The sequence below is a fragment of the Hymenobacter latericoloratus genome (genome assembly GCF_014199535.1).
In the GTDB taxonomy this organism is placed as follows: Bacteria; Bacteroidota; Bacteroidia; order Cytophagales; family Hymenobacteraceae; genus Hymenobacter; species Hymenobacter latericoloratus.
Genome location: NZ_JACHNV010000001.1, coordinates 301,071 through 312,963, shown reverse-complemented (window position 1 = coordinate 312,963; position 11,893 = coordinate 301,071). Strand labels below are relative to the sequence as shown.

Genomic DNA, 11,893 nt, shown 5'->3' with positions numbered 1-11,893 from the left:
ATGGTGAGTAGAAGGTACGTCATCCTGAGCGCAGCGAAGAACCTTAAAACGAAAGAACGACATCGTAACAACGACTCGTTTTGACGTGGTAAGGTCCTTCGCTGCGCTCAGGATGACGTGCTGGTTTTTAAACCCACCACTTCACCACTTCACCACCTCACTATTTGACATAATCGGCCAGGTACTGGTAGCGTTCCGTGAGCTGGCCGTGGCGGGCAATGGTGGCGCGTTCCACTACCTCATCCGTGCCACCTTCGTGCACGAGGTGGGGTAGTACATTGTCAATGAGCTGGCGGCCAAAGTCACGGCTAGCGTTACGGGGCAGCTCACAGGGCAGGTTGTCCACCGCCATAACGGTAATGTTGCCAGGCTGCGAATACGCCGGCTCCAGTTCTCGGGTCTGGCAGTTGTAGTCGAAGGCCGGCTCCTGAATGCTGCTAGCCCGCTTGGTCGTCGGGATGGAGCCGTTCACGTCGCAGGTCACGTCGGCAATGGTATTGATGCGGAAGCCGGGCTGGCAGATGTCGTCCTCGGTGAACAGGCGGGGTGCGGCCGGGTGCCAGTAGGCGCAGGCAATCAGCAGATGGGTAACGGGCAGGAAGTTCTGGAACGTGCTTTCGTACTCGTGCGGGTTGCGGTGGAAGTCGGGCGTATCCCACACGCGGCCGTCGCGGCGGCGGTTGTAGTCGGAGGAGCGCAGTTGGGTGTACACCGGCTCGTTGAACTCCAGGTAGAGGTAGTCGTACACGCTCACGCGCCGGATGCGCATCATGTTCAGCACCTCCACGGCGCCCTGGGCTACCCGGCCCGAGCCGGTTACGGCAATTTTAATGGGCGGCAGGCGCTTCACCTTGAAGAACTCCTCCTGCATATCTTCCATGTCCACGCACTGGTAGGCGGGCTTTAGCTGGAAGAGGTTGTGCTTGCGGCCGTAGGTGAGCAGGCCATTGTAGGCGCCCACAATGCCGGCCCAGCGCCCGAAGGCTACAATCCGCTCCCCCTGCTCATTGGTGAGCATTTCGTAGTCGATCAGAGTGATGTTTCGGGCCAGCACCTGCCGTAGCAGCTCCCGGTTGGCGGGCTGCTTTTTCACGGTGTGCGAGAAGAACAAGTAGGTTTTGTTGGGAATGAGCTGGGCCACGGGCACTTCCTTCACGCCCATCAGAATGTCGCAGTCCGACACATCGGGGCGCACTTCCAGGCCCAGGTCGCGGTATTCCTGGTCCGAGAAGCAACGGATGGGGCTTTCCTGCACCACTACTTTCAGCCCCGGAAAGCGGGCCTCGGCTTCGGCGCATTTCTTCGGGGTAAGCGGTACTCGCTTGTCGGGTGGCACTTTGCCTTCGCGGATCAGGCCAATGGTAAGATGACGCATGGGGGGTAGGAATGGGTGGGTATCGGGCCTAAATCTGCGGAAAATAGTTGAGCTCCGTTTGCCGGTCCGACGGACGCAGCCCGTCCGACTGGCTGCCGTGAGAGCAGCCCGCGCCGTATCTGCCTACCCCCTCTATCTTCCCAAACCCATCAGCCGCAAGTCAGCCCGAAGCCAACTGGTCGTACGGGCTGCGCCCGTCGGGCCGGAAGCCTCAGAATGCGAGCTTTCTACCCCCTCCCGTCATCCCAAACCCTGGCAGGGCACCCACTAGCCAGATGTCCATAGACCAGTCCGAAAAAACTCCCCGGAACAACCCCCAACTTTTGCTGGTTTTAGGGCGGAAGCGTGAAGGCTTTTCGCGCTACCTTTGTAAGGGCTCTGCCTAGGGGCCTGCTCTGTTGCCACCCTCACCCTTGTTTTTATGTTGCTTCAACCCAAGCCCGCCGATGTATTCGTGGACCGCCATAATGGCCCCGACGAAGCTGCGGTAGCCGAAATGCTGCGCACCATTGGCGTGGAGTCGATTGACCAGCTCATCGACGAAACTGTGCCGGCCGCCATCCGCCTGAAGAAGCCGCTGAACCTGCCCGCTGCCCTCACGGAGCGGGCTTTTTTGGCGAAGTTCAAGCGTATTGCCGGCCAGAATAAGCTGTTCAAAAACTACATTGGTCTGGGCTACCACGACACCCAGCTGCCGCCCGTCATCCAGCGCAACATCCTGGAAAACCCGGGCTGGTACACGGCCTACACCCCCTACCAGGCCGAAATTGCCCAGGGCCGCCTCGAAGCCCTCATCAACTACCAGACCATGGTAATTGACCTGACGGGCCTGGAAATAGCCAATGCTTCCCTGCTCGACGAAGGCACCGCCGCCGCTGAGACCCTGCACATGTTCCACTCCCTGACCAAGAAGAAGAATGCTACCCGCTACTTCATTTCGGATCAGGTGCTGCCCCAAACCATCGATGTAGTGCGTACCCGCGCTACCCCCCTGGGTATTGAGGTAGTGGTGGGCGACCACCGCACCGTGGACCTCACCGACGAGGCTCTGTTCGGCACCCTGCTGCAGTACCCTGCCGCCGATGGCGCCGTGTACGACTACACCGACTTCATCTCGAAGGCCCACGACAACAGCCTGTTCGTAACCGTAGCCGCCGACCTGCTGGCCCTCACCCTGCTCACGCCTCCCGGCGAAATGGGTGCCGATGCCGTAGTGGGCAACTCCCAGCGCTTCGGGGTGCCCATGGGCTACGGCGGACCGCACGCCGGCTTCCTGGCTACCAAAGACGCCTTCAAGCGGGTAATTCCGGGCCGTATTATTGGCCAGAGCATCGATGCGGCCGGCAACAAGGCCTACCGCATGGCCCTGCAAACCCGCGAGCAGCACATCCGCCGCGAAAAGGCCACCTCTAACATTTGCACCGCTCAGGTGCTACTGTCGGTGCTGGCCGGCATGTACGCCGTGTACCACGGCCCCCAACGCCTCCGCCAGTTTGCCGCCAACGTGCACGCCTTGGCGCAAACGCTGAACGGCGCCCTCACCGGCCTGGGCCTGGAGCAAACCAACGAGCACTACTTCGACACGCTGGCTCTTCAGCTGGAAAGCGCCGAGCTGCAGCAGGCCATCCGCCAGGAAGCCGAGGCTGCGGGCATCAACTTCCGCTATTTCGGCGAAACTCAGGTCGGCATTTCCCTGCACCAGAACACCGAAATCGAGGATGTGCAGGACATCGTGGCCGTGTTTGCCAAGGTGTTGGGTAAAGAGGCAACTCAGGTTTCCCTACCCTCTGAGGTGTCGGTAAACTGGCCGGACGCGCTGATTCGCAAGAGCGAGTACCTGACCCACCCCATCTTCAACTCGCACCACTCCGAGCACGAGATGCTGCGCTACATGAAGCAGCTGGAAAACAAGGACCTGAGCCTGGCTCACTCCATGATTCCGCTGGGCTCGTGCACCATGAAGCTCAACGCCACCGCCGAAATGATTCCGGTAACTTGGCCGGAAATCGGTGGTTTGCACCCCTTCGCGCCGCGTGAGCAAGCCCAGGGCTACGCCGAAATCTTCCGCGACCTGGAAGCGTGGCTGTGCGAGGTAACGGGCTTCGCGGCCGTGTCGCTGCAGCCTAACTCCGGGGCGCAGGGCGAGTACGCGGGTCTGCTGGCCATTAAAGGCTACCACGATGCCCGCGGCGACCAGCACCGCAACGTGGCCCTGATTCCGGCTTCGGCCCACGGCACCAACCCCGCTTCGGCCGTTATGGCCGGCATGCAGGTAGTGGTAGTAAAGAGCACCGAGGAAGGCAACATCGACGTGGAGGACCTGAAGGCCAAAGCCGCCCAGTACGCCGACAAGCTGAGCTGCCTGATGGTGACCTACCCCAGCACGCACGGCGTGTACGAGGAAACCATCATCGACATCTGCCAGACCATTCATAACCACGGCGGCCGCGTGTACATGGACGGCGCCAACATGAACGCCCAGGTAGGCCTCACCTCGCCCGCTACCATCGGGGCCGACGTGTGCCACCTGAACCTGCACAAAACCTTCTGCATCCCGCACGGTGGCGGCGGACCCGGCGTGGGCCCCATTGGGGTAGTAGCCGACCTGGCTCCCTACCTGCCCGGCCACGTGCTGGTGGATGCCGACGGCCGCACCTATGGCGCCGTTACTTCGGCTCCCTGGGGTTCAGCCAGCATTCTGCCCATCAGCTACGCCTACATTTCGATGATGGGTGGCGAGGGGCTGACCCAGGCTACCCGCACGGCCATTCTGAATGCCAACTACATCAAGGCCAAGCTGGAAGCGCACTACCCCGTGCTCTATACCGGAGCCAACGGCCGTTGCGCCCACGAAATGATTCTGGACTGCCGCCAGTTCAAGAAGGCCGGCATTGAGGTAGAAGATATTGCCAAGCGCCTGATGGACTACGGTTTCCACGCGCCCACCGTATCGTTCCCGGTAGCGGGCACCCTGATGGTGGAGCCTACGGAGTCGGAAAGCAAGGAGGAGCTGGACCGCTTCATTGAGGCCATGATTGGCATCCGCAAGGAAATTGCCGCCGTGGAAGAAGGCCGCGCCGACCAGAAGGACAACCTGCTGAAGCACGCCCCGCACACCGCTGCCGCCGTGCTCACCGCCGACTGGAACCGCCCCTACACCCGCGAGGAGGCCGTGTACCCCACCGAATACGTGCGCGCCGCCAAGTTCTGGCCCACGGTAGCCCGCATCGACTCCGCCTACGGCGACCGGAACCTCATCTGTGCCTGCACCCCCGTGGAACAGTACGCCGACGCCGAGGAGAAGCTGGTAGAAACCGATAAAGGCCCCTCGTACTAATCCACGAAGAGCCACACGAAAAAGGCCCGGAACCAGCGGTTCCGGGCCTTTTTCGTGTGAGGTCCGATAGGTGCGTGCGACGGGTAGGCGCGGTTACTTTTGCGCGAAGCAGGTGCGGTACATATAGCCGTTCTGGGTTTTACCCCCGGCCGTTACGCGCACCTTCACGAAGTAGGCATCAACAGTGTCCATTACCTGCACCTCGTTGCCGGAGCTTACGGTGCTTAGTTGCTGCGAGGTTTTGGTCATGCCATCATACAGGACGCATTCTACTACCGTATGATGGACTACGGGACCCGTGGAAGCTGTATTGGAGCGAGATTCGGTACTGGTGGCGCTGCAGGAAGCCAGCAGCCCGGCAGTACCAAGACAGAGTAACGTTTTTTTCATTGAGCAACAGAGGAAAAGGCCTTCCAAAAGGTAGGGATATTTTAAGCTGAAAAGGAATTTTCGAAGTCGGATTATTCGCAGAATTATTCTGCATGCAGTCTATCTCAACGGGAACGAGCAACAGGCGGCTACTGTTTACTAAGCAGACCGGAAGCAGGAAGCAGCGAACCGCCGCTCCGTCCGGGCATCCATCCCTACTGATTTCTTCCTATGAACCGCATTCCCAAATTCTTGACCCGTCCCCTGGCGCTGTCGGTACTGGGGCTGACCCTGCTGCTGGGGGCCAGCGGCTGCGCCACCACGGCGCGCGTGGGCGTTACCTCCGACTTCGACCATTCGGTAAACTTCCGCGCCTACAAAACCTGGGCCTGGTACCCGCAGCAGCCCACCGATACGGAAGGCGGCCCGGCCAAAGGCTACGAGTCGTTCCTGGACAAGCGCATCCGCACGGCCGTGGAGCAGCAGCTCAACGCCAAAGGTCTGTCGCAGGTTGATAAAAACCCCGATGTGTATGTTGCCTACAGTGCCCGCGTGGAGGATAAGCAGCGCAGCACCGGCGGCTACGGCCCCTACGGCTACCCTTACTGGTACGGCTACGGCGGCTTCTACAACCGGGGCTTCAACCAAGTTATCATCGATTACAAAGCCGGCACGGTTATCCTCGATTTCGTGGATGCCCGCCGCAAGGAGCTAGCCTGGCGCGGCCAGGGCCAGGCCCAGGTCGATAACCAGACTATTTCCGAGCCCGAGGTGCAGCGCATCGTGACCAGCATCCTGGGCAACTACCCTCCCGGAGCTGAGCAAGCCAGCCGCTAATCGGTCAGCAAGCTTTCAGAAACCTGTTTCGCGCAGTGCGAGACAGGTTTTTTTTGTGACCACACAAAAGCCCAAGGCCTACCCCCTGAAAAGGAGGTAGGCCTTGGGCTGGGTTAGGTTTTGGCGAAGCTTAGATGGGCACGTTTACGTGGCGCTCGGCGTGGTAGCTGGAGCGTACCAACGGGCCGCTTTCCACGTACTTGAGGCCGCGCTTCAGGCCTTCCTCCCGGTAGTGCGCGAAGAGGTCGGGGTGAATAAACTCGGCTACTTCAATGTGGCGCTTGGTAGGCTGCAGGTACTGGCCCAGGGTCAGGATGTCGAGGCCATTAGCGGCCAGGTCGTCCATGGCCTGATACATCTCGTCCTTGGTTTCGCCCAGGCCCAGCATAATGCCTGACTTGGTGCGCTTGCCGGCCTGCTTGGTGCGCCGGATCTGCTCCAGGCTCCGGTCGTACTTGGCCTGGGGCCGCACGAGGCGGTAGAGGCTGCCCACGGTTTCCATGTTGTGCGACACCACTTCCTGGCCGCCGGCAATCATCGTTTCGAGGGCTTCCCAATTAGCCTTCACGTCCGGAATCAGGGTTTCGATGGTGGTTGTGGGGCTGAGCAGCTTGGTTTGCACCACGGTTTCGTACCAGACGCTGGCGCCGCGGTCCTTCAACTCGTCGCGGTTCACGGAGGTAATGACGGCGTGCTTCACGCCCATGAGCTGAATGGCCTCGGCCACCCGGCGGGGCTCGTCGAGGTCGTACTCGGTGGGGCGGCCGGTAGCCACGGCGCAGAACGAGCAGGAGCGCGTGCATACGTTGCCCAGAATCATGAAGGTAGCCGTACCCGCGCCCCAGCACTCGCCCATGTTGGGGCAGTTGCCGCTTTCGCAGATAGTATGCAGCTTATGTTCATCCACCAGGCGGCGGACATTGGCGTAGGCCGGGCCCACCGGCAGCTTCACGCGCAGCCAGTCGGGCTTGCGCGGTTTGGCGGGCGCTACGGGGGCAGCCGCCTCGGGCTGAATGATGGGCAGGGTCAGCAACAGTTCATCCATGCTGCAAAGGTAAGGGGGAATAGGTTGCGGGTATTCAGCCCCTAAGACAATTCCGACCCGCTTGTGGTTTCGCGGCCTCCCAGGAAAAGCCAACAGCCCCCGGAGAAGGGGTCCGGAGGCTGGTTTTCACGTGTTAATTTCTGGTGCCTAAGTAAAGCGTCAGGTACACGGAGGGCAGAAACTGGTCGTTCAGGTCTTTATCGGGCACCTGCGCCACCCGGATGATGGCCGGGTCTTTGGCGTAGGCTTCCAGCAGAAACCCTACCTCTACGCCCGCTACGGCATCCCGGTAGCGCCCATACTCAAAGCTGAGAGCCCCCCGCAGGTGCGCGCCTATAATGGGTTTGGTTTGACCCGCGCCGGAAAACAACGGCGCCCGATCCACCACCAGGTCCAGTGGGTCGCGGTGAATTTCCGGGTCGTACTGCTCGTTGATAATATCGGCAGTGGTAGGCCGGCCGTTGCTGTAGTCGTAGCTGATGTAGTAGGGCATAAGCAGCCCGATGGACGGGCCGGCTCCGGCCAGCACGTTCACCTGCACCCCCGAGTCGGGCGCTTTGCGGAATATCACCCGCTGCAGCCCTACCGAGGGACGCAAGGCGAAAAAGTAATTGCTTTTGCCGTACACGAACGAGCCGCCGTAGCCAGTGCCCAGCTTCTGCTCTTTGGGGTGCTTGATTTCCACAGCTTCCACGCTCCAGAAGCGCGCCCAGTCCTGGCTCAGAACCCGGGTGGAACGCACCGAAGCGCCCCCGATCAGCCCCCCCCGGGTGTTAAAATTGATACCGTAAGTAAACTCTTTGCGGTAGGAAGGCTCATCGTTGCTGGAAGAGGTGGCCTGGCTTTGCTGGGCCTGCGCGGCCGGTACCACGCCCAATGCTGCCAACAGCAGGCCGGAGCTCATAACAAATGATGTACGCACGGAAAAGGAACGCAGGAGGCAGTGAAGAAATTGCGGGTGCACGGGCTGCTGACCGTCAACCCTACCGAAAGTACGTAAATTTACCCGCATACACTTGGCTAATTTTGATTTCCTATGAGCACTGCCACCGCCCGCTACGCCGGCAATTTGCGCACCGAAGCTACCCACGTGGCCTCCGGCAATACCATCCTGACTGATGCTCCCGTGGACAACCACGGGCGGGGCGAGGCCTTCTCCCCCACCGACCTGGTGGCGGCGTCCCTGGGCTCCTGCATGATGACCATTATGGGTATTGTGGCCGAGCGCCACGCCCTGGACCTGACCGGCGTACGCTGGGAGGTAACCAAGCACATGGTGGCGGAGCCCCGCCGCATCGGGCAGATTGACGTTACGTTCCGCCTGCCCGCCACCCTCACGGAAAAGGAGCAGACCATACTGGAAAACGCCGCCCGCACCTGTCCGGTGGCCCTGAGCCTAAACCCGGAAATCCGCCAGGAGGTTCGGTTCCTGTATGAGTAAAGAGAGGATGAAGGGCTGAGGGAGCGGACTGGCGGACGGCTGGTGTCACCTCGTTCCGAGCGCCTGCCTTGCCTGGTTGCAGGTACCGCACAAACCACAAGGGAGCCGGCGCACTGTTGTTGCGCCGGCTCCCTTGTGGTTCAGGCAGGGGTAGGATGATGGACGCCGGACCAGGCGGGCCGGGTAGCCCGAACAAGGCGGCGGAAGTCTGCCACCGGCCTGTTCACCTGTCACTATTTACTTCCTCACCTCAGCACCTTATTTCACCAGCTGGGCTACCTCGTTAAGGCGGATGCTCATGTGGGAGGCATCGTAGCGGCACTCCCCGTTCTGGATGAGCAGCAGCTGGGGCGACTCGTGACGGATACCGAATTTGGTGGCTATTTCGTTGGAGATGGGGCGGTAGCGCAGCAAATCGAGGTAGTAAAGCTTGGTGCTATCCAAACCAGCCTCGCCCCACTGGCGCTCAACCTTGCCCTTGGCGGCGGCACTGATGGAGCAGGAGGTGCTGTGCTTGAAAATAAGAACCGGGTGCTCGTACGATTCGCGGACGATGTCCGTGAGCTGCTCGGATTCGGTGAGGGGTTGCCAGGGGGTCATGAATGCAAGAAATTACTGAGCGTTGGAATCTTTCTTCTTCCGCAGACGCAAACTAAGGCGCGATGGTTCGGTGACGCGCGGCGTACCGGTGCGGTCGAACTGATACGCCGCCTGCGTGCCCGTGGGTTTGATGGTGGCCTGCTTGCCGGCGCCGCCCTGCTTGAGCTCGGCCTTGGTTACCGTCAGGTGCGACTCTTTGTACTCTGCCTTAACCCGCGCGGCTTCCCGCAGGGCGCGGCGGTTGGCCGCCCGCTGCTGGGCCGGGCTAGTAGATTCCAACTGAGCCCGGGCCTCGGGGGCAGTAGCCAGGCCCGCCAGTACAAAAGCTCCGATAAAGAAGTAGCGCCGCATAGGAGTAAACAATAGAGGTGATGATGCCGGGTAGTAGAGCAGGGCTGCTGCCAGCTGCCCCCTACCCGTACGGAAAGCAGCAAGCCTCGGCCAGCGCCACGCTAGGCTACCCCCTGGCGGGCAATGAGGCCGGGCGGTGTATGGCTCCAACTTACTGCAGAAAATCAGGAAGGACGATGCCCAGGAATTTGCGCTGCCCCACTTTGTGCTTCAGGCGGCGGCGCTCGTACTTGGGCTTCTTCAGAAGGCCATTTTTATCGTAACTGTTTTTCTGGGTTTTTACGGCCTCTTTTTCCACGTCCAGGGCCCGCCCGTCGGCCGACTGGTTGTCGGGGTTTTTGGCTTTTTTGACTTTGGGCTGGGGTGGCCCCGTAGGGCTGGGCATGCGGTAGGGGTGGCAGGCCGAAGCCAGCAGCACCGCCAGCACCAGCAGGGGCAGGCGCAACCCGGAAGCAGTAAAAACCTTCATGCGGAGTAGAATTCAACTTTCTGCCCAGGAAGGCAGCAGGCGCAAATTACGGATTTCGGGGGCTAGTAGCTCCGCAGTTTCGCCACCGTTTCGCGCAGGCGCTGCTGGGGCAGGAACACTTTTTCCAGCGGGGGCGCGAAGGGCACGGCCGTATCCAGGGAGGCCACGCGGTGCACGGGCGCATCGAGGTGGCGGAAACAGTGCTCCGCAATCCAGGCCGCAATTTCGCCGCCCAAGCCGCCTATCAGGGTGTCTTCGTGCAGAATGATGACGCGGCCGGTTTTCTCTACGGTCTGGCGCACGGCCTCGGTATCCCAGGGCAGCAGAGTCCGCAGGTCCAGGATGTCGGCCGAAAGCCCTACCTCCTCGGCCAGCGCCAGCGCCCAGTGCACGCCGGCCCCGTAGGTGATAATGCTCATCTCGTGGCCCTCGCGCACCAAAGCCGCCTTCCCGATAGGCGTGGTGTAGTAGGCATCGGGCACGGGCGCCGTGATACTGCGGTACAGCAGCTTGTGCTCAAAGTACATAACGGGGTTGGGGTCCTCGAAGGCGGCGCAGAGCAGGCCTTTGGCATCCACGGGGTTGCTCGGGAATACCACTTTCAGGCCGGGGGTGTGGGTAAACCAGGCCTCGTTGCTTTGGCTGTGGAAGGGCCCGGCGGCCGTGCCCGCGCCGGTGGGCATCCGTACTACCACGTCGGCGTTCTGGCCCCAGCGGTAGTGGCTTTTGGCGAGGTTGTTTACAATCTGGTTGAAGCCGCAGGTCACGAAATCGGCGAACTGCATTTCCACCATGGCCTTCTTGCCCTTGATGCTCAGGCCCAGCCCCGCCCCCACAATAGCCGACTCGCAGAGGGGCGTGTTGCGCACCCGGCCCTTGCCAAACTGCTGCACAAAGCCCTCTGTAATCTTGAATACGCCGCCGTACTCCGCAATATCCTGGCCCATGAGCACCAGCTCGGGGTAGCGCTCCATGCTCTGGCGCAGCCCGTCGGAAATGGCATCCACGTAGCGCTTGTCAGTTGTCGGTTGGGCATTATCGGTTGCCAGGTTGAGGGTAGCATCGGGCTCGAAGGGCAGATACATATCGGCCAGCTCCTGCCCGGCATCGGCGGTGGGTAGGGGGGTAGCATCGGCCACGCGCAGGCCTTCCTCAATTTCGCGCTTAATGGTTTCGCGGTAGCGCATGCGGGCTTCCTCATCCAGAACACCTTCCTGCAGCAGCCACTTCTCAAAGTTCTCCACGGGGTCTTTCTGGGCCCACTGCTCAAACAGCTCCTGGGGCACGTACTTGGTGCCGCTGGCTTCCTCGTGCCCGCGCATGCGGAAGGTGAGGGCCTCCAGCAGTACGGGGCGGGGGTTCTGGCGCAGATCCTCGGCCAGGCGGCGCACGGTATCGTACACTTCCAGCACGTTGTTGCCATCTACCTGCACGGCCTCCATGCCGTAGGCGGGGCCTTTGTCGATGAACTGTTTGAAGCGGAACTGCTCGTTGGAGGGCGTGCTCAGGCCGTACCCGTTGTTTTCGATGATGAAGATGACGGGCAGCTGCCACACGGCCGCCACGTTCAGGGCCTCATGGAAGTCGCCTTCCGAGGCGCCGCCGTCGCCTGAGTACGTGATGGTCACTTTCGGCCGGTCGTCGAGCTTGTCGGCCAGGGCAATGCCGTCCGCTACGGCCAGCTGGGGGCCCAGGTGCGAAATCATGCCCACGATGTGGTGCTCGTTGGTACCGAAGTGAAACGACCGGTCGCGGCCCTTGGTGAAGCCCGTGGTTTTGCCCTGCCACTGGGCAAACAGCCGGTCGAGGGGCACGTTGCGGCCCGTGAATACGCCCAGGTTGCGGTGCAGGGGCAGGATGTACTCATCGGGCTCCAGGGCCAGGGTGCTGCCCACCGAAATAGCCTCCTGCCCGATGCCCGAAAACCACTTGCTTACTTTGCCCTGGCGCAGTAGAATGAGCATTTTCTCCTCAATCATGCGCGGTTTCAGCAGGCCCTGGTAGAGGTGGAGCAGGGTGTCGTTGGAGTAGTCTTTCCGGTCGAAGTTCATCGGGAGTCAGCAGGAAAT

At 61.2% G+C, this 11,893-nt stretch carries 11 protein-coding genes; 3 read left to right on the top strand and 8 right to left on the bottom strand.

The features are described 5' to 3' along the window. Positions 1-160 precede the first annotated feature (160 nt). On the bottom strand, positions 161-1,375 hold the full coding sequence (locus GGU46_RS01425; RefSeq protein ID WP_183401808.1) for an NAD(P)-dependent oxidoreductase: 1,215 nt from the start codon (positions 1,373-1,375) through the stop codon (positions 161-163). 421 nt (positions 1,376-1,796) lie between these two features. Between GGU46_RS01425 and gcvP the strand changes: the two genes are divergently transcribed. Beyond that, on the top strand, positions 1,797-4,712 hold the full coding sequence (gcvP, locus tag GGU46_RS01420; protein WP_183401807.1) for an aminomethyl-transferring glycine dehydrogenase: 2,916 nt from the start codon (positions 1,797-1,799) through the stop codon (positions 4,710-4,712). Between the two features lie 93 nt (positions 4,713-4,805). Here gcvP and GGU46_RS01415 read toward each other — a convergent pair whose 3' ends face one another. Further along, positions 4,806-5,102, bottom strand: a complete 297-nt coding sequence (locus GGU46_RS01415) for a putative periplasmic lipoprotein (RefSeq protein ID WP_183401806.1) — start codon at positions 5,100-5,102, stop codon at positions 4,806-4,808. 210 nt (positions 5,103-5,312) lie between these two features. Between GGU46_RS01415 and GGU46_RS01410 the strand changes: the two genes are divergently transcribed. Next, positions 5,313-5,918 (top strand): DUF4136 domain-containing protein, encoded by a 606-nt coding sequence (locus GGU46_RS01410; RefSeq protein ID WP_183401805.1) that lies wholly within the window; start codon positions 5,313-5,315, stop codon positions 5,916-5,918. Between the two features lie 130 nt (positions 5,919-6,048). Here GGU46_RS01410 and lipA read toward each other — a convergent pair whose 3' ends face one another. Beyond that, a complete protein-coding gene (lipA, locus tag GGU46_RS01405) occupies positions 6,049-6,951 on the bottom strand; it encodes a lipoyl synthase (RefSeq protein ID WP_183402550.1) in 903 nt (300 codons plus the stop codon). Positions 6,952-7,096: 145 nt separating this feature from the next. After that, complete coding sequence (locus GGU46_RS01400) at positions 7,097-7,867, bottom strand: hypothetical protein (RefSeq protein WP_183401804.1); 771 nt, start codon at positions 7,865-7,867, stop codon at positions 7,097-7,099. Positions 7,868-7,999: 132 nt separating this feature from the next. Here GGU46_RS01400 and GGU46_RS01395 point away from each other — a divergent pair, with 132 nt between their 5' ends. Next, on the top strand, positions 8,000-8,404 hold the full coding sequence (locus GGU46_RS01395) for an OsmC family protein (RefSeq protein WP_183401803.1): 405 nt from the start codon (positions 8,000-8,002) through the stop codon (positions 8,402-8,404). Between the two features lie 258 nt (positions 8,405-8,662). On the opposite strand, the gene ytxJ is transcribed toward GGU46_RS01395, so the two are convergent. From ytxJ to GGU46_RS01375, 4 genes are all read right to left on the bottom strand, one after another. Continuing rightward, on the bottom strand, positions 8,663-9,004 hold the full coding sequence (gene ytxJ / locus GGU46_RS01390; protein ID WP_183401802.1) for a bacillithiol system redox-active protein YtxJ: 342 nt from the start codon (positions 9,002-9,004) through the stop codon (positions 8,663-8,665). A gap of 12 nt (positions 9,005-9,016) precedes the next feature. Further along, positions 9,017-9,355: a hypothetical protein gene (locus GGU46_RS01385; protein ID WP_183401801.1), complete on the bottom strand. Its 339-nt coding sequence runs from the start codon at positions 9,353-9,355 to the stop codon at positions 9,017-9,019. 151 nt (positions 9,356-9,506) lie between these two features. After that, on the bottom strand, positions 9,507-9,824 hold the full coding sequence (locus GGU46_RS01380; RefSeq protein ID WP_139925365.1) for a hypothetical protein: 318 nt from the start codon (positions 9,822-9,824) through the stop codon (positions 9,507-9,509). 62 nt (positions 9,825-9,886) lie between these two features. After that, on the bottom strand, positions 9,887-11,875 hold the full coding sequence (locus GGU46_RS01375; RefSeq protein WP_183401800.1) for an alpha-ketoacid dehydrogenase subunit alpha/beta: 1,989 nt from the start codon (positions 11,873-11,875) through the stop codon (positions 9,887-9,889). Positions 11,876-11,893: the final 18 nt, after the last annotated feature.